The 19,685-nt window shown below is 34.7% G+C and carries 9 protein-coding genes; 8 read left to right on the forward strand and 1 reads right to left on the reverse strand.

Annotated elements, in window-relative coordinates:
• The first annotated feature begins 15 nt into the window (after positions 1-15).
• The 6 genes from OPR21_RS04655 to OPR21_RS04680 all read left to right on the forward strand — a co-directional run bounded on the left by OPR21_RS04655 (position 16) and on the right by OPR21_RS04680 (position 5,603).
• On the forward strand, positions 16-756 hold the full coding sequence (locus OPR21_RS04655) for an ankyrin repeat domain-containing protein (protein WP_265029654.1): 741 nt from the start codon (positions 16-18) through the stop codon (positions 754-756).
• 61 nt (positions 757-817) lie between these two features.
• Positions 818-1,390 (forward strand): ankyrin repeat domain-containing protein, encoded by a 573-nt coding sequence (locus tag OPR21_RS04660; protein WP_264377815.1) that lies wholly within the window; start codon positions 818-820, stop codon positions 1,388-1,390.
• 184 nt (positions 1,391-1,574) lie between these two features.
• Positions 1,575-2,156 (forward strand): ankyrin repeat domain-containing protein, encoded by a 582-nt coding sequence (locus tag OPR21_RS04665; protein ID WP_320157055.1) that lies wholly within the window; start codon positions 1,575-1,577, stop codon positions 2,154-2,156.
• 44 nt (positions 2,157-2,200) lie between these two features.
• Positions 2,201-2,632: a DUF2924 domain-containing protein gene (locus OPR21_RS04670; RefSeq protein WP_264377818.1), complete on the forward strand. Its 432-nt coding sequence runs from the start codon at positions 2,201-2,203 to the stop codon at positions 2,630-2,632.
• A 9-nt stretch (positions 2,633-2,641) separates the two neighbouring features.
• A complete protein-coding gene (locus OPR21_RS04675; RefSeq protein ID WP_264377819.1) occupies positions 2,642-4,135 on the forward strand; it encodes a recombinase family protein in 1,494 nt (497 codons plus the stop codon).
• A gap of 67 nt (positions 4,136-4,202) precedes the next feature.
• Entirely contained in the window at positions 4,203-5,603 is a 1,401-nt protein-coding gene (locus tag OPR21_RS04680) for a WD_0033/WD_0034 family tandem repeat-containing protein (RefSeq protein ID WP_265029655.1), read from the forward strand.
• A gap of 109 nt (positions 5,604-5,712) precedes the next feature.
• Here OPR21_RS04680 and OPR21_RS04685 read toward each other — a convergent pair whose 3' ends face one another.
• A complete protein-coding gene (locus tag OPR21_RS04685; protein WP_265029656.1) occupies positions 5,713-8,841 on the reverse strand; it encodes a host RNA manipulator TomO in 3,129 nt (1,042 codons plus the stop codon).
• A 739-nt stretch (positions 8,842-9,580) separates the two neighbouring features.
• On the opposite strand from OPR21_RS04685, the gene OPR21_RS04690 reads away from it, so the two are divergent.
• Together OPR21_RS04690 and OPR21_RS04695 are read left to right on the forward strand one after the other, a co-directional pair.
• Positions 9,581-10,894: a hypothetical protein gene (locus OPR21_RS04690; RefSeq protein ID WP_265029657.1), complete on the forward strand. Its 1,314-nt coding sequence runs from the start codon at positions 9,581-9,583 to the stop codon at positions 10,892-10,894.
• Positions 10,895-10,924: 30 nt separating this feature from the next.
• On the forward strand, positions 10,925-19,585 hold the full coding sequence (locus tag OPR21_RS04695) for an ankyrin repeat domain-containing protein (protein ID WP_265029658.1): 8,661 nt from the start codon (positions 10,925-10,927) through the stop codon (positions 19,583-19,585).
• Positions 19,586-19,685: the final 100 nt, after the last annotated feature.

Below are 19,685 nucleotides of genomic sequence, written 5' to 3' on the forward strand. Positions count from 1 at the left end.
TTTGTGAGGTATGCAATGGGGTTCAACGAAGAAAAGAGAGAATCTTTTAGTAAGTTTTTTAAAGAAGTATCAAGTAACGGATTTAAAAATATTAATAAAAGAAATGAAGAAGGAGAGACGATATTACACCAAGCAGTAGAAATCTCTGATTACAAAACAGTAAGGTTATTAATAAATAAAGGAGCAAATGTTAATGCAAGAGATAAAAAGGGTTATACACCACTACACTGTGCAGTATTTGCGAAAAGCTTAGAAAATGTAAAAGTACTGCTAAGGGAAGGAGCAGAAGTAAATGCCACTCAATATGTCAGTGGATGTACGCCATTGCACTCTGCATGCAAAATAGGAGGAGCAGGAATTGAAATAATAAAAGAGCTAGTAAAGGCCGGAGCTGAAGTTAATCAACTGAATAAGTACGGTGCAACACCAATGTATTACATATGGGAAAGTGAAAAGTATCGTCTATGTGATAGCAAAGAGAGTGAAAAGGCAAGTAAATTCTTAAGAGAACAAGGAGGAATAACAAAAAGTAGAGAACTGACGTGCTATGGAATAGAGATGCTAGTGAGAGAAATAGCAGACATGTTGAATAGGAGCTATTTACCTGAGTTAAAAATAATAGAGATAGGAGAAATAAGGAAGAAAGATAAGTCACTAATAAAGGAAGAATGTAAAAATTTAGCAAGCAAGATAATGAGCCAAGTGAACGAAATGATAGATGAAGTGTTGAAGGCAGACTTAAGCAAGATGTGGTGAGGAGGGAGCTCAAAAAAAAGAGTTTGGTTGCGAAAATTTCAAAGGGAAAGTGAGGTATGTTATGTCAAGGAAAGAAGCAAGGAATGTTTTTGATAGGTTATTGAAAGCATTATCAGAAAACAGGTTTCAACAAATAAATGAAAAAGACGCAGCAGGTTGCACAATATTGCACCGAGCAGCACAGGTGTCAGAGCCAGAAGTAATAAAGTTATTAATAGAAAAAGGAGCAGGTACAAACGATAGAAACAATAGAGGCGAGACACCGTTGCACCTAGCAGCGTTTTTAGGAAGAAGAAAAAATGTGAAAGTGCTGATAGAAGGAGGAGCTACAGTAAATGCAAAATCAAACAATAAAGCAGTACCACTACACTTAGCCTGTTTAGCAAGAAGAATAGGAACAATAGAAGAGCTGATAAATGCAGGAGGAGATCTTGATACAGTAGATAAATTTGGATGTAGCCCACTAAACTATGCAAAAATTTACCCGAAAGTGACAAGTTATCTAGAAAAGAAGGGAGTGAATATGAGAGATGTAGAAGTGATGTATGGAGAAGCAAACAAGGCAATAGAGGAGGTAATGGAGAAACGAAACGTAAATGAATTACAACTAGAGGAGGTAGATTTAACAGATTAAGCATATAGATTTATATCTTAATATAATATGTGGAAAAAATGTGTAAATTTAGCAAAAAAAACTTGCTTTTTATGCTAAAACAGCCCTAAGTGAAAAAGTAGCTGGTAAATAAACAAGATTTGCTAAGCGCTAAAGTGAGCCAAATTGGAGCCACTTTATATTGCATTAATAGCTGAGGAAAGTTATGGTAAAATTTAGTCAGAAAGAAAGAGAAGAGTTTAATAAGGCGTGGAAAGAAGTATTAGATAACTCAATAGAAGATATTAATAAAAAAGACACAAAAGGAAGGACGATACTACATTACGCGGTGGGAATGCCAGATCCAAAAAAAGTGAAATTATTAATCAAAAAGGGAGCAGATGTAGATGCAGCAGATGCCGGGAAATATAGACCACTACACCTAGCAGTGATGGGGCAACGTCTAGAAAATATAAAAGAGCTGATAAAGGCAGGAGTCGATGTAAACGCAGTGGAACGAAGTAGCAAATTTGCTCCGTTGCATCTTGCCTGCATGGTGGCAGAGATAAAAATAGTAGAAGAGCTAGTAAAAGCGGGAGGGAATGTAGAGCAAAAGGATAAATCTGGCAAAACGCCAATGGATTATGCGAGAAATAGTAAAGAGATAAAAGAAGTGTTAGAGAACGTAAAAATGGCAAATAAGCAGAGAGAGTTTATAGAAAGAGTAAGGGTTGTATCGGAAAGCACGGCAGCAGGTGTGATAGTTGCAAAGGAGGAGCTAGAAACTGTGGATGAAAAAGTGCTATAGCGTTTTTAAAAATTCAGAAGTGCTGTGTTTGAAAAGGTGATTATATGGAAAAAAAAGTAGAAAAAGAGGTAAAATGTTTAGAGAAAAAAGCGTTGGAAGAGCTGAGGAAAATATGGAAGAAGGTATTTGAGGAAGAGGCACCTAGATACTCAAAGAAATATCTGATACCAAGATTGGCGTATAGGATACAGGAGAAAGCGTATGGAGAAATGTCAAGAAAAGGTGCCAAAAGACTGGAATACCTAGCAGATCGGCTAGAGAAGGGAAAAAGAATAAGTAGCGATAAACTGCCAGCAGTGGGAACAGAGCTGATATTAGAAAGGGGTGAAGAAACGCATGCAATAATGGTAGTGGATACAGGATTGATCTACAGAGAAGAATTTTACACGTCATTATCAGCAGTGGCAGGAAAAATAATGGGAATGAGCTACAACGGACCTTTATTATTCGGGATGCGTGATAAAAGTGGAAATTGAGGAGAGAGAATGCTAAAAGAGGTAAGGTGTGCGATATATACAAGAAAATCAAATGAGGATGGGCTAGAACAAAAGTTTAATAGTCTTGATGCGCAGCGAGTAGCATGTGAAAAGTACATAAAGAGCAGAGAAGGGTGGGTAGTATTGCCCAAAAGGTACGATGATGGCGGATTTTCAGGAAAAAATTTAGAAAGACCAGCAATAAGGGAGTTGTTTGAAGATGTAAAGGCAGGAGAAGTGGACTGTGTGGTAGTATATACGCTAGACAGGTTATCAAGGGAAACAAAGGACAGCATCGAAGTAACGTCATTTTTTAGAAGGCACCGAGTAAATTTTGTAGCAGTAACGCAGATATTTGACAATAATACGCCAATGGGAAAGTTTGTACAAACAGTGTTATCAGGAGCAGCACAACTAGAAAGAGAGATGATTGTAGAGAGAGTAAAAAATAAAATAGCAACATCAAAAGAGCAAGGATTATGGATGGGAGGAACTTTGCCATTTGGGTATGATGTAAAAGATAAAGAGTTAATAATAAATGAGAAAGAAGCAAAAACAGTAAAGCATATATTTGAAAGATATTTGGAGCTGAAGTCAATGGCAGAGTTGGCAAGAGAGTTAAACAGAGAAGGATACCGAACAAAATCAGATATCTTTAAAAAGGCAACGGTGAGGAGAATAATAACAAATCCAATATATGTGGGAAAGATAAGACATTATGAGAAAGAGTATGAAGGAAAGCATGAAGCAATAATAGAGGAAGAAAAATGGCAAAAAGCACAAGAATTAATAAGGAATCAGCCATATAGAAAAGCAAAATATGAGGAAGCGCTGCTTAGAGGAATAATTAAGTGCAAGAACTGCGGTGTAAATATGACGCTGACATACTCAAAAAAGGAGAATAAAAGGTACCGATATTATGTGTGCAATAACCATTTAAGGGGGAAGGATTGTGGATCAGTGAACCGAACAATAGTAGCAGGAGAAGTAGAAAAAGAAGTAATGAAGAGAGCGGAGCAGCTATATGAAAATTGGAAAGAAAAGACCGAAGAAAAATGGAAAAATTTAAGTTTTAGAAGACAGAAAGAAGTAGTGAAAAAGTTAATAAAGGGAGTGATGGTAAAAGAAGATGAAATAGAAGTGTGTTTAGAGGATAAGGTGGAATTTATACCAATGTGGTTAAAAAAGAAAGGAAAGAAATGCACAGTAATAGAACCAGAAGGCAAAACAAACAATGCGCTACTGAAAGGAGTGGTAAGAGCCCACCTATGGAAACGGCAACTAGAAGAAGGGAAATATGCAAGTGTAGGAGAACTGAGTGCCAAAATTAATATAGGTACAAGACGTATACAGCAAATTTTAAGGTTAAATTATTTAGCACCAAAGATTAAGGAAGACATAGTGAATGGGAGACAGCCAAGAGATTTGAAGTTGGTTGACTTGAGAGAAATACCAATGCTATGGAGTGAGCAGATGGATAAGTTTTACAAATTGGTGCCTTAATTAAGCAATTAATAAGTTATTAATGTAACTAATTTATAAAATTAAATGTTGTAGAGAAAGAAATATGATGCCAAAGTTCAAAAAGACCAAGAACGAAAAAAATATAACCTATAAGCTGGCAGGTGATCAGGATAATTTTACAAATGAAGATAAAAAAAAGCTTTTCAAGCTATTAAAGAAGATAGAAAACGGTGAAAATATTAGTGAGAAATTTAATAAATCTAATTACAACACACAGAAACTTCTTACAAAAAAAATAATTTACAAGGATGAGGAAAAGGAAGGGACTCTGACGCTACTGTGCCAATCTATGTTCTATAAAAATAATCAAGCTTTTGAGGAGCTTTTACAAGAAGCAATAAATCAAGGAATTTTACAGGATGTTCTTAGTGAGAAATTGACCCAAAAATTGCCAAATGGTCTAACAATAACTTACACGGCACTGGTATCCTGCATGGAAAATAGTAAAGCTATTAGAACAGTTCTAGAAGCTTCTAAAAAGAATGGTATTTTAGAAGAAATTCTCAACCAGAAAGTGAAAGTGGAGAAAGCAGAAAACCAAGAAATAAGCTATACACTACTTGACTATGCTAATAAACACAATTGCAAAGAAAGTGCAAAGATCCTCAAGGAATTTGAAGAAATTCTAAATATAGAAGTTAAAAATGATATGCCTGTAAGTGATAATGCTGAAACTAGATGTGAAGATGTCAATAAAGACTATGAAATACATGAATCTAGGATTGTAAGCAGTGAAGAAGCTCGAAATATTTTAATAGAAAGTGAAAATCCTCTCATGTGTGAAAGCAACAAAGAAGCTGAGAACTCTTTCGATGAGCAAGAGCTAAACGCTTCTGACAACCTATTTCCCAAACTATGTTGTGACATCGATGCTGCAGGCAAAGAGAAAGAACCATTAACGATTGCAAAACAGCAAAAAGAGGCAATTACAATTGATTTAGAATCAAAAGAGAAACTTATGCGTGACTTAGTATATGAGGAAGAATGTAAAGATAATCTGAATACATCGACTATAGAGCATAAAAGTGCTGTTGACTTTGTACCTTTAATAGGAGATTATGAAGATGACAATCAATTAATATACGAAAAAAGTACCACTGCTTCAACAGAAACTGTTGCACAAGGTCTAAATGCCTCTGATAGCCTTTCTTCTTCCAAACCATATTTTTATAGTGAATTTGGCAAAGGAAATACTGCAGATGAAAAAGAAAAACTGCTAATACAACAAAGACAGGCAATCGTGGTCGGTAGTGCTGGTGTAGTGTTACTGGTAAGCAGCATTGCATTGTATATCATGAAAATGCCTGTAGTAGTAGCAGTTGTGGGAATAGCTGGATTGGCGTGTATAGGTTTTGCGCTGTATAATGCCATAAAGCCCGGCACAAAGCTAGAAAAAGTGGAAGATATAGAACAACCAATTGTTAAGTTTTCTTTAAACCAGATATAAATTCAAAAGAGTGGTAGAATATTCATGATCACCAAGCAAAAACTTTAAAAAACGAAATAAGATAATCTATTTAGAAGAATCTCTGAATTATTATGGAATCACTGAATATTTAAGTAACATCTCTCGCTATTTTTTCTTGAACATTGCTATTTTCAAGGGAACTTGAAGGCCTGCTATGGCAATATACAATTGCAGCGGCAACCAGACAACAAGCTCCAACTGCTATTCCCACTGCTAACATTTCTAAATAAACTGCAATAGCTATTCCTGTAGCAACTCCGGTTATTGCTAACATAGAAGCAGCTATCACAGGCAACTTACTTTTTGCATCTTGTGGAGCAGGGTTGTTTTTGTTTGGATAACTAGGTTGTTTGCTGTTGCCTTGAGCATTTTTTGACACAGGTTCAGTAGGCTGAACAAGAGCTTGTTTTTTCTCATCACCCTCAACACCTGTATTGCTAGGCTTGCTGTCAACAACTAAAGTTTTTGGTTGCGTGTTTTGCATAGCAGCATCATCTTGGTGCTCTTCAGGCATGACTTTATCATGTTCACCATCATTTTGGCTGCCTTGTGTAATTACTACAGACTCTTTTCCATCACTTCTAGATGTCGAAACATCCTCACTTACAGAACTTGATACTGTAGGTACTGTTAAATTTTGCTGATCATCTTGCTCGTCATTTAGGTTATCAGGCTCGGATTTAGATTCTTCAGTGGCCATTGAAGGCATTTTTGACGCTATTGCAGTAGCTACAGACCCTATTGTTTCAATTACAGATATTCCTACTTCATTAATTTCTTCAAATGGATAATTAATACTAGAACCTGAAGAATCCCCAGCAGACTTATCACTTTCAAGCTTAGAATAACCATCATCCTCAGAATTCGGTGAATCTGATTCACTTTCTTTAAGCTCTACCACAGGGACTTCTTGGCTACCTGCAGCAGCACCAATACTTTTACTTTCTACTGTAAGAAATTCTCTGATTTCTTTAATCTTATTTTTAGACTCTTGATCTTTCTTCCCAACTTGTGTCTCATCAGCTTTCTCCAAAGCCCAATTAATGATTCGTTCTGCATTATTGCCCTCTTGCTTTATCCGTTCTACTAAACATTTTACTGCTTGAGAATCAAGACTGAAGATAGCATCAGACAACTCTTTTCTTGTATTTTGGTCACTACTATGCATTCTATCCTCCTTAAAATTATCACTTATAAGCCCCATTATTGAAACCACCATGCCATCTAGTATATCACTTTCTCCCTTTTGTGTAAGAACATCTTTTGTTATAACTGGAATTTCTAATTCATCTGCAACGTTATTACTTCTTTTTCGTATTATAAAAGTTCCAGGAGTTTGGTACATTTCATCCCACAAATCTTGACGTTCATGACAGGAACATTCTTGCACATCAATGGAAAATTGTAGAATATTTCTAATTTGCATTAAACTGAATATTAGATTAATATTCTTTTGACGTTTATTGTTTTTTGGATCTTTAGTGTATTCATCATATGCTATGTAAGCAGTCTGAGCTAATCCATTTACAATACCTGGCAAATAGCTGTAATTATATTCACGTAAAGCTTCAGATTGTAATAATTTTTTTTCCTTTTCCAGGTCTTCTATGCGCTTTTCTATGCTAGATTTAAAAATCCCACACTCCTCTTGAAAAATTACGTTAATTGCACCCTCTTCTGTGTATAAGTAACATGCTTTCTTGATTAAGGAGTAATCTTCTTGGCCTGTTGAGTAGTGTGTTGCACTTCTCAGTATATTCCGTATGGCTTGCCTGACTACTTGCTTATGTGATACGTTTTGATAGATTTTTTTAGTGTAAGAAAGTGCATTGACTATAACGTTTATGTTTTCAATATTAGACAATGCAACTAGAACCGATTCATATGTTTCATCAAATTCGTTATTTTTAAGTTTATGATCAAGATAATTAATAACATCATTGACGCTTTCAGCACATTCTTTGCATATGTACTCAATAAATGTAACATTGCCAGCATCCAATGCGGTTTTCAGAATTAAATCATAAATTTCTTTTCTGCCACGAGTTCCTATGTTTTTCAGGATCTGTTGCCTTAGTATTGTAATAACTTTATCATCTGTAAATGCTTGTTTATATACATTATAAATGGCACGATCTGCACTATTAGTGTATCGTTTACACAAGTATTCAACGACAGATATGTGTTCTTGGCTTATCGCAGTTTCTAACAAAGTAACAAAACTGTTTTTTAACAGATCTTTTTTATCCGGATTATTAATATATCCTTCAAACGCACCTAGCACTATCACGATAAATTCTTCATTTTCGATCAGAGATGCTGTTTCAAGCACACCATACAAAGGATCAGGATTACTTGTTTTTAATACTTGTTCAAGATCTTTTAAGATGAATTCAACAAAAACTGTGTCTAATAAATTTCGTTCTTTTCTTAATGCTATAGCTGAGAAGAAGCCAATCTTATTAGGTTCAATAAATTGTATGGCTTGATCTTTTAATCCTCTATAAATCCAATCGGTACCATGGAATTTTCCTATAAAAGCTTCAATATATTTTTGACCACCAACAAGTAAAGGTAAAAGACTCAAATTTCCTTCAGCAAAAAGTATGCCCTGATATTGTTCTATCAGCTTATTATTAGCTGCAATTGCCATTAATACCAATTCTTTTACTAAATAATCACACTTGAAATTCTCCTGATCAAAATTATACTGTGATAGTATATTTGAGTATATATGCTGGTGATCGCTTCTACCTCGTAAATCTAAGTTAAGTTGTTGCTCACAAAAACTCTTTAAATTTACATTATCCAGAATAATAGACCTGCCTTCATAATTTTCAATATTTTGTACAACCCTGTCTAATTCTTCACAATCATCTTCCCTTATAGCTTGATTTAAGATATTTATTATTTTAGTTAAAGTTAAATTTTTAGGAATAATGTCATATGAATCTTCATCTTTCGACTCTACAGTAAATGATCTATCACAACCATCAGGAAAGTTTGTAAGTATTGCATTCTCTAGACTCAGATCTTCAGGGAGTGTATCACATAGATTAGCTTGTATCTCTTGATTTTCGCCATCTAAAACTTCAAACTCTTCCTTTTCTTCGATGCCTGAATCTCCAGAATAGCGACGATCTTTGGTTATTTCTTGATTTTCTTCTGTGCCCAAATTAACACAACTTAAATCTAGAGAGTCAGTTTGATTAACCATATCTTATCTCCTACTAATAACCAATTAAGTATAGCGCCAAACAATAATCTTGCCAAGCAAATCATTAATTCCTTGACAAATAGGCTATCATTATCATCCATCTCTCCGCCTTCCACGATACAAGCAATATTTTTTGAATGAGCATTTTTTAGGTAAAATATTGCAATAACTAGTAGCAACAACAATTTAATTATTTACTTGTCCAAAAATCTAAAAAAGTACGTATATTTGTGAGAATAAGTTGCACAAAAACAGGGTTATGAAAATAAGAGCCTGGAATTTTTGCAACAAAGTTAGGCAAGCCAGTTCGTACGCAGATTTAGAGAAAGTGAGCCAATATAGCTAATTTTAGCGTATAATAAAATCACCATATAAAAAAGTTCGCACGAATCAAGCGGTAGACCATAAGATTCCAAAAAGAACACTTCTCACCGACCTTGGTTTTGAGCGCTGGAAATGGTTGTTTTACTGGAGATCTTAATAATATATTTTGCTAAATTAATATTAATTTATTTGTGGAAGAATAATTAAGATAAGCTCATGATGAAACAAAATTCAAAATAAATAAAATGTCATGTATTGAGCCTATTAAGAGGCTTTTGCCTAAAACTACTTTGGGTTAGAAAATTTTTCTTAAATAGTGATTGACAGGTTACAAAGGTGTAGTATGATGTTGAAATTGGTATGGGGTTTATAAATTATTGTAGCTCTGTATGCTTTTTTTATGGAGGTAAGAATTATGGATTGTGATGAACTAAGGAAAGCTGTTTTCTCTATTATTAAAGATGATGATCCTTATAAAGAATCTAAACAACTTCAATTGAAAAATTGGTGCGGTGCATTTTTGGAAATATTTGACAGTTGGGGTGAAAAAAAACTTCCGTTCTTTTTGGATATATTATCAAATGAAGAATGTTGGGAAAAAACTGACACAATACATGGTATCAGACTTAATAGAAGAATAGCGGCTAAAAAGATGATTGAACCCCAGAGTTGGAAGGGTACAAATAATCCGCTAGAGGACTTTTATCTTTACCAAATCGCATGTTGGTGTTGCTTAGAGGAGGATATAATTTCTCTATTTGAACATTTTAAACAGAAGCATAAAGCAAAAGATGGTGATTCAGATGCATTAAAGAAATTAGCTAAAAGAATGAGTGGAAGTTGGTGTACAGATGCAATGATGCAATTTTGGTCACATTTCATTAGTGGATACATTTCAGAGTTAGATCTAAAAGGTCAGCATCCCTATGTCTTTGGTCTACACCGTGCAGCAATAAGTTCAAATAGAAGACGTGTAGAAGCAGTAGAGTTCTTTTGGGATAAGGTTCAGTCATTACCTGAAAGTGAGTTAAGTGCTCGGGAGAAAGATGAAGTTTTTATGAAAATTGCAGTGCATGCAGCACACGATAATGGATATCCTGATGTGTTTGAGTTTTGTTTCAGTCAAATAAGTCCTGATAGATATCCAGAACTTTTGAAAAGAGATTTAGGAAAGAATGGTTATTATGGATCTTTAAATAGAATAAAGGACGTGCTTAGTTTTGATAAATTTCAGGAATTGTTTGATTGTTTAAAGCCAAGTGATATTACAGAAGATGATTACCGTCTCTGGTTAAAATTCATGATAAAGGACTGTCCAGAGCATTATTTAGGTGAGGGTGTGGAAGTTTTTATGCATATGTGGAGAAAAGAAGGATTTGATAATCATCGTACTTTCATATTGGACGAGGAAATGATGGAAGATTCTTCTTTTCAAGGAAAATTTTCAGTGCATTTGGTTGAAAAAGGTTTTATGAAGCCAGTGTGGGCAATGTTAGATAATGCTAATTTTAGACAAATCAAAGAGTTTATGTCTTCTGAAAAAGCAAATTATATACGTTCTATATTAGAGCAAGGAGACAATGAATCATTAAGTAAGTTTTTAGCCTATGGTAAATCTGCTGATAAAAGACTTGATCAAAAGAACAAACCTGTTCCGAGTGGTGATTTAGCTGAGGTAGAGCTCAGTAAAGTGCATGGTCAATCTTATGTGGGGTTAGGTGATCATTAAAGAGTATTATATATCTAAAAGGAGGGTTATATGCCTAAACGAAAACAAGGAGAAGTTGATAATGAAGGAGTGCAGGATTTTGAATTAATAGAGTTATTAATTAGAGAAACAGGAGCTGCTTCAAGCACTTCGACTCAACAAGGAGGTGATTTTGAATCTTTTAAGGCAAGGTTTCAATCATACATTGACCAGGTTCCATCGTATTTGCATTCAGTAGCTAAGGAAGGATTTTTCCCTCATTTCTTTTTAGGAAGCTTTTCTACTTTGGTAGACACGGAAATTGCAACAAAGCTGAGTATTGAGAAAATATATTTTAGTTTTGACAGCTCAAAGACTCTAAAAGTAGCTGTTATTAAAAAAGGAGAAATCAAAAGCCCAGAAGATGCTGCTGATAAAGTAAGGCTCTTTGTTATTGCAGAATCTGGTAGCACAAAGAAAAAGTTTAGCTACGGTGAGCTAGATAAAATATTAGGCAATACTAAAGTTGCCAGGAATGATGTTGTGAGGCTAGCTAGAGATCAAGGTAAGCTAGGTGTGAGATTGGTAGAAATTACTAAAGAAAAAGATGCCAAAGGGAAAATGGCAGGAATATCTGTTAATGTAGAAAGTAATAAATTGGACAATGATGCTTCTACAACACATGAGTTTAAGGAAATAAAAAAGGGGGTATGGAATAATCCAGAAAGTGATATAGCGAAGCTGACTAATCCTGATGTGGAAAAAGTGAAAGAGCCTATTGAAAATATTCTAAAAAAAGTTAGTAAAGTTCACTCTGAATATAAGAATTCACTTACCTATGCTCAAGGAACAAGAGAAGCGGCACATCATGGATTTGTAGCAGGAGCTTTAGTAAATTTCCGCTATAGACATAATCTCAGGGTTTACTTAGAGCAATTTGCAGGAAGAGGTTACGCTGATATTGTTCTAGTGCCTCGTGGTAGGGGTAGATCATTAAATGCTGTTCCCATTATTATTGAATTGAAAGCCGGAACGGCTGCTGGTACAACACCGGGTAGTGCATTAGAGCAAGCAAAAGATTATGCAAAAGGCTTTCAGCCAAATACAATGCGTGTTTTGACTATTTCAGATAATGTACTGTGTGTAGGGTTAAATTTGGATTCTACTGAAGGTGAAAAGTTTTCAATGTATATATCTCCACCTGCTGACAGGAAGCCTGCTCGACCTACGATACAGAAACTTCTAGAAGTAACTTCAAGTTGGAATGGTGAAGAAAGTACAATAGCTGATCTTAAAAAGGAAATAAAACAGCCACTAGAACGTATTTATCATACATTTCCTGGTACGCCGGAGAAAGGAGGTAATTACTTCAGTAGATTCATGTTAGGGCAACTTCTTCTCGCTGATAAATTTGTAGATATTGATTTAGAGAAATCCGTATTTTTATATAATGAGTACCCACTTGCTTCTTCTACAAGATCGGGTGCACAATCAACTGAAAGGCCTGTGACAACATTTATGCTGACTAAAGGAAATCAAGGACAGGATAAAGAGGTGTTTATCTTTCATATTAGAGAAGGAGGGAAAGGAGAGTTTAGTGAGAAAAAGATACCTATTAATCTACCAAAAGTTGGTAAAATAACAGAAGTATGTATAAGTTTACAAGAGGAAAGAAAACCAGATTTTTTTGATATAAAAAAGATTGATAGATATAATTCTTTGAATGAGTATAAAGGGGGAAAAGAATCTTTTAATGGAGAATGGAAAAACATTCCTTATCCTGCCGAGTTAAAGGAAAAATTTGATGCAGTACTAGAGTCTCAGCTTGCTTCTTCACAAGATCGATCTCAATCAATAGGCAAGTACAAGGAGTTATTTGGAAAATTAGGTGAAGCAGTACTACCTTTTAAAGTTCTAATAGAAAGGGAAGCACATACTCAAGCTGTATTTCACGGAGCATTTAGCCACTATAGTGATATAAAGCTAGGAGAATCACAAGAAAACAGAGCATTAGTATTAACAGAGTTTCAAACTGGAAGGGGAAAACGTATTGATATGGTCGTGCATGGTATTAAGTTTGCAGATCAAGCTAGCAGTGCTAAAGAATACGATCCAGTAGGGTTAGAGCTTAAAGGACCAAGGGAAGGTAAAACAACTGGTAAATTAGTAGAAGAGGCAAATGATCAGATAAATAAAGAATATGTAAAAGGTGTTACTTATAAAACACTTACAGATGGTGATAAAGTGGCTTGTATAGGTGTGGTTTTTGACAAAGGAGCGAGTAATGCAGATTCTCTTATTCTACCAAGCAAAAATGAGTTTACTCCTGTTAAGGTAGTTCATAGTTCTATTTTTAGTTTTAGCCAATGTGCAACAAGGAAAAAGCGTGATATAGGTATATCATGCATAGATTCACGTAATGAAGAAAAAATTACAGAGAAAGAAAAAGAACAGCGTATCAAAGAGTTATTCAATGCTGACAAGGTAGTGGAAAAAGTAAAGAATATTGAGTTTTATGATCAGCTTTTCAAGGTTTCTCAGCAGATATCTAAAGGTGAAGTTGTAAGTCAAAATATTGAAGAAGCATTTATTGCAAAGATAAAAGATATAGATCTAAATTCAATAGACCCAGAGATTAGGGATATTATAAAGGTGATGAAAGAAAATATAGAGGATAAAGAAAAGATAAAAAGCATTATTGAAAAGCCTAGTGTCGCAGAGAAGGTAGAAAATGTCGTCAGTAGGGTGGGTAAGTTTCAAAATCTAGTTAATAGGCTTAGCAATAATAAGAAAATTGTGAGTCACTTGAATAGGGCAGGAAAAATTTCTGATATAGTTACTCAAGGAGTAATCATCAAAGATACATTAGCTGATTTTATCCGAGGTGACTACAAAGATGTAGCAGTTAATTTAGGATTTATCTCAGGTGGTCATGTGTCAGGAAAATTATCAGGGGCAACATTAGTAAAAGGGGAAGAGTTAATCTTAAGTGGAAAAACAATTTTAGGTAATTCACTGAAGATGGCTTCTCCATTTCTTGCACGTGGAACTTCGGCTTTTATAGCTTATGACCTTGTACAACAAATAAAGGAGCTTAAGGCTGGTAACCCAGATGCCCTGGTAGGGGTAGTAGGTGACAGCTCTTTCATAGTAATAGATTTAGCAGAAAGTGGTGTAGAGCTTGCTGAATTGTCAGAGCTAATAGAAGGAGTTTCATCGTTTACTGGCCCTATTGGGGAAGCTGCAGGAGGAATTATAATACTAGGAACTCAAATTTATCATGCAGTTAGGCAAGTTGAAAAAATTGATGAACATATTCATTTAACAGGATGGGAAAAATTCAAAGAGGGGTCCCGTGCATTTTTGGATATGGAACCTGAAAGATATATAAAGAAGTTGCTTGAACTTAAGCAGCTCTACAATCAGTTAGTTGAACAGAATTTCCAATTTCTACGAAACAACTCACAAATTAGCAGGTACGTATTTCCTACTATGCAGTTTGATAAAGATCATAAAGTTCAAGTAGATGCAGATAGTAAGGTATTTCTTGATAAAAGAAGGAATGATATCAAATGGAGTAGAGCAAGACCAGACTCTCCTAGCAAAGGGAGTCTGTTTTGTATTCCAAGGGGAGAGTATGAACAGGTTCCAAGTAGAGGAGCCTATGCTTGTGAAAATGCAATTGGTATAGAAGATTCTGTTAATAAGCCAAGCAATCATACTCTTATTGCGTTAGGCAAAGGTGATGATGTTGCACAAGGGTTTATGGATAGTCCTAATGTATTCTTGGTGGAAGATGGAGATAAGAACTTTACTGGAGGAATTAAGGATGACACTTTTATCTTACAAGGAAGTAACATTAGTGGGTATATCAATGGGGGAGATGGTAGAGACACAATAGATCTAGATAAATTTATGTCAGAGGTACACATAAAAGTTAATTTGGGTAGAAATGGATATATAAGTCATGTAAGCAATGTTGATAAGACTTTAATAGATATGGACAATATAAATAAAGTTTTTGCTAGAGAAGGGGAAAGGGAAGTGATAAATTGTACTTGTGGTACAAAATATGTAGATGGTCGAGGTGGACGGAATAGTAATGATGTAGATATTATAAAAATATTTATGGAAAAAGATTGCTCTGATGGAATGCAAGTAGTAGTAAGGCCAAGCACTACTATAGATAATGAAGCATTGATGGGAAATTTTAGTTATGTTGTACCAACTAGTCATGGAGAAGCTTACGTTAACCTACTGAAAAACAACTCACCTGCTGTACACGCTTTTTTATTCAATTATACTATTTATGATCTTAAGAGTATTGAGATTCAAAATGTCATTAAGGAAAGGTATATAACTTTTGACACACCTATTAATTTTAGTATTTCAAGCAATGATACATCTGAAGTATTTAATACTTCTATTTCAGATATCCGTGAAAAAACCCTTTATCGGTTAAGCGATGGTTCTGAAGTTAAAGCAAGCACTGTTTGGAGAATGGGTACAACTTCACGTAATCGCGGTACTTTTGATTTAGTGGGTAGTGATATTATTCTTGATGAGAAATTTGTCAATATAACAAATGAGGAAACTTTCTATCAATTAAGAAATGGTAATAAGGTAAAAAGAGATCCTCTTAATAGTGAACATATTGCTCACCCTATTACTTTTAGTCTTTTAAACAATAATGTGCATGATAAATTTAATGTTACCATTTCAGGTGTCCACAATCAAACTTCTTATCAATTAAGTGATGGTACTGAAATTAAAATAGGTAAGAGTGACAATTTATATGCTATCCAAAGTAGTAATGCATCATTAGATACTATAATCAATAACTACCCTGAAATGGCTAATCGTTTAGGAGTGTCTTTTTTTATACACTTACCAGCAAGCAATGAGATTGTTACTATAGGACACGGAAAGCAAGAAGCTCTACATAACGATCCTCTTTACAAAACTCACTTAGTTGGAAATGGTGGTCATAATGTATATGTAATTGCTCCAAATATTGATGTTAAGTCGTGTATTCCTGAGGTTACTCTTCACCACTTTAATACAGAGGGTTTTTTAGATACTCTGGATTTGCGTCAGGTTATGAAACAGATAAAGAATGACTTTTCAGAAGAGGGAAGTCTAAAAATTAGTGAGTCCGGCAATGATCTGTTACTTACAGTTCAATCATCTATTGGTAATTTTTCGACAGTGAGGTTAAGAAATGCACTAGAAAACCTTTGGTATAGAATGTTTCATGTAGTTCTGAATAATGCACAACTGCAAATCATGCTTAGTGATGATAATACATGGATTCTAAAACCATTACCTTTAGTTTTCGATGAAAATAAAAAGATTATTGTTATTACGCCTAAGGATATAGAAAAAGAAGGCGAGTTGATTGTGCATAAAAAGGTTGGACAGTACATTTTTGCTTATCTTGAAAATATTCTTGCTATGACTAATGTTTTTGATCGTAATTCAGAAGAAAAAGATAATTATGTTATATTGTTTGATGGTTTTCATCGGGAACCTAAAATGCAAACATTGTCTATAAAATTTGATGATAAAGAAATATTATTATGGAATGAGGTGGATAAAATTAATAACGCAGATGCTCTCAAAGAGGGATTTGTAAAGATGATAGAAGAGGGTAGTGATTTTAACCTTTCCAAGTATTATTTACCAAGCCAAGAAGGTTTACAAATTTATCATAACCAGCCTAATAATGAAGGTAAGATTGGTTTAATGGATTTAAGAGACAAATCCATACTAGATTGTAATATCAAAATTGATAATGATGCTTTAATATTAGAATATAAAAATAATACTTTTGTAGAAATAGAAAATTGGAATACTTATCAGCAGGCAAGAGAGGTGATGTTCGCTTTTAACGACACAACAGTTTTTAATTTGAAATGCATAGTTTTTACTTGCAATTCAGAAGATGTCATAGCGGAATTTAATAAGGAGAAAGTAACTTTATTAAAAGAGCAAGCGTTCAATGCTATAATACAAGACAATATCAATGGAGCTAAAGACTTAACCAGAAAAATTGAAAGTATTGATACTGAAAGTAAGCATGAATTAACACTTCTATATATGGCTATTCAAGAAGGTAGACTAGACATAGTAAAACTTCTTTTTGATAGAAAATATTTTAGCGTTCAAGATCAAGACACTCATGGTTGTAGTCCTCTGCACTGGGCTGCCCAGGAAGGTGAATTAAGTATAGCTGGTTTTTTTCTTGACAAAGATGCTAACACTGAAGCTCAAGATAATAATGGTTGGACACCAATACTCTTTGCTGCTCGATCAGGTAAATGGAGTGTAGTTAAACTTCTTCTTGATTATTATGCTGAAATTAACAATGAAACAACGTACGTAGGAACGCCTTTGCATTTTGCAATTCAAGAAGGCAGTTTAGATATGGTTCAATTTCTTCTTGATAAAGGTGCTAGCACCGAGTCTCAAGATTATTATAATAGAAGACCCTTGCATGTTGCCGTTGAAGCAGGCAAATTGAATGTAATTAGGCTGCTCCTTGATAAGGGCGCTAGCACCGAGTCTAGAGATAATGATGGTGAAACATCTTTACATTTAGCTATTAAAAAAGGCAAATTGAGTGTGGTTACACTTCTTCTTGATAGGGGTGCTAACATTGAGGCTCGAGGTGATGATGATAAAACACCCTTACATTTTGCTGCTCAAGGAGGCAATGTTGATATAGTTAAACTTCTTCTTGATAGAGGTATTCAAGTTAATATTGAAGATGTGTTTTCTAGAACACCTTTACACTTTGCTGCTCAAGGAAGCAATGTTGATATAGTTAAACTTCTTCTTGATAGGGGTGCTAACATTGAGCATAAAACAAAATTTACAGGAACACCTTTACATTTTGCTGCTCGAGAAGGTAATTTAGATATAGTTCAACTTCTTCTTGATGAAGGTGCTAATATTGAGGCTCGAAGTAATTTTCTTAATAAAACATCTTTACATATAGCAGCTGAAAACAATAAATCTGAGGTAGTTAAACTTCTTCTCGATGGGGATGCTAATATTGAGGCTAAAGACGAAAACGATAATACTGCATTACTTCTTGCTGTTAACGCAGATGGATTGGATGTAATAAAACTTCTTCTTGATAAAAATGCTAACATTGAAGTTAAAGACGAATTTGGTAGAACACCCATAATTCTTGCTGCTCAGGGAAGTAGATGGAATGTAGTTAAGCTTCTTGCTAATAAGGGTGCTAATATTAATGGTGAAACAACCGAATATAAAGGAACACCTTTACATTTTGCTGCTGGAGAAGGTAATGTGGATATAGCCAAATTTCTGCTTGAGAGAGGTGCTTATATCTACTCTCAAGACAACCGTAATAGGCAACCTTTACACTATGCTGTTAAAACAGGCAAGTTGGATATAGTGAAGCTTCTTCTTGATGGAGGTGCCAATCCAAATGTTAAGGATATGGATGATCAAACACCCTTAAATCTTGCTACTCAAAAAGGTTACTTAGATATAGTAGAGATTTTAAAGCCAGCGCAACAAGGCTTAGATAAAGAATTGTTGACTGCAGTGCGAGGTAGTAATCTTAATAGAGTTAAAGATCTTATTAGCAGAGGTGCTAGTTTAGAAGCTAAAGATAAGAAAGGTAGTACGCCTCTGCATTTGGCTTCTTGGAATGGTAACTTTGAAGTAGTAAAGTACCTTATTAAAGAGGGTGCAAATTTAGAGGTTAAAAATTATTCTTTAAGGACTCCTTTATATGATGCTTCCGGGAGTGGTAATTTAGATGTAGTAAAATATCTTGTCGAACAAGGTGCTGATATTAATGCTAAGGATATTTTTGGTAAAAAATCTATACATTTTGCTGCTGAGAAGAATCATAAAAACATTATAGAATTTTTTCTAAGCAAGGGAGTAAGTGTTAACGATGCTGATATAAGTGGTTGGACACCTGTATTCTTAGCTTCTCGTGATGGTCATTTAGATGTAGTAAAGTATCTTGTAGGCAAAGGTGCTAACATTAATACTCAAGACAATCGTGGGAGAACACCATTAGATATTGCTATTGATCTAAAGCGTGCTGAAATTGTGAAATATTTAAAAGAAGAGCTCAATCAAAAAAGAGGAAGCCCTGCACAACGCAAACGCCGTCATCTTGCTATAGATTTAAGTAATCAACCTGAGGTAGTAGCAAGTAGTGGCACAAGACCATCTTCATGGATAAAAGGGTTACTTGACTGGATAAAAGAAAAAGGTGGTGGACTAATATCAAGTGTAGCAGACAAATTTGCTGCTGAAGAATCGGAAAACTCTAAATTAGGAGATACCGGTCCATGCTCTGCAGGGTTAGAAAAGATGTATAGTGCTACCATACCACAATCTAGAAAGTCACTAAGCACACCCAAAGGAAATATTCCAAATAGGAGCTGCTCTTCTAATCGGGAAAAAGTAAGATCAAATGTTACAGTTGTACCAGAAATAAACACCGCTGTGGTAGATAATGCACTAATATTAGGTGACTTAGCTGTTCGTCTTGTTAATGGGAGGAGACATAAACAACCGATTCATGAAAATCTTTTATCACCAAGAGAACGATCAATGAGGTTTATAGATGAGGATATGATTATAAGAGCTATACAGCAAGGTAAGGAAAAGTTTGGAGTTCCTGGCACTAACATGGATGAAGTAGAAATTATAGGCAATAAGAATGAAATCGGAAAATAAATGGAAGGCTGAATAGGAGGGTTAGTCATGGTAGTAATCTATGTTATTTTATGTATAATATTTATAGTTGTTTTAGACAGTTCATTAGACTCTTAATTAT

Source organism: Wolbachia endosymbiont (group A) of Philonthus cognatus (assembly GCF_947251755.1).
Classification (GTDB): domain Bacteria; phylum Pseudomonadota; class Alphaproteobacteria; order Rickettsiales; family Anaplasmataceae; genus Wolbachia; species Wolbachia pipientis.

Excerpts from the sequence above, each read along its gene's own strand:
- OPR21_RS04655 (WP_265029654.1), top strand. The coding sequence starts at position 16 with ATGGGGTTCAACGAAGAAAAGAGAGAATCTTTTAGTAAGTTTTTTAAA.
- OPR21_RS04660 (WP_264377815.1), top strand. The coding sequence starts at position 818 with ATGTCAAGGAAAGAAGCAAGGAATGTTTTTGATAGGTTATTGAAAGCA.
- OPR21_RS04665 (WP_320157055.1), top strand. The coding sequence starts at position 1,575 with ATGGTAAAATTTAGTCAGAAAGAAAGAGAAGAGTTTAATAAGGCGTGG.
- OPR21_RS04670 (WP_264377818.1), top strand. The coding sequence starts at position 2,201 with ATGGAAAAAAAAGTAGAAAAAGAGGTAAAATGTTTAGAGAAAAAAGCG.
- OPR21_RS04675 (WP_264377819.1), top strand. The coding sequence starts at position 2,642 with ATGCTAAAAGAGGTAAGGTGTGCGATATATACAAGAAAATCAAATGAG.
- OPR21_RS04680 (WP_265029655.1), top strand. The coding sequence starts at position 4,203 with ATGCCAAAGTTCAAAAAGACCAAGAACGAAAAAAATATAACCTATAAG.
- OPR21_RS04685 (WP_265029656.1), bottom strand. The coding sequence starts at position 8,841 with ATGGTTAATCAAACTGACTCTCTAGATTTAAGTTGTGTTAATTTGGGC.
- OPR21_RS04690 (WP_265029657.1), top strand. The coding sequence starts at position 9,581 with ATGGATTGTGATGAACTAAGGAAAGCTGTTTTCTCTATTATTAAAGAT.
- OPR21_RS04695 (WP_265029658.1), top strand. The coding sequence starts at position 10,925 with ATGCCTAAACGAAAACAAGGAGAAGTTGATAATGAAGGAGTGCAGGAT.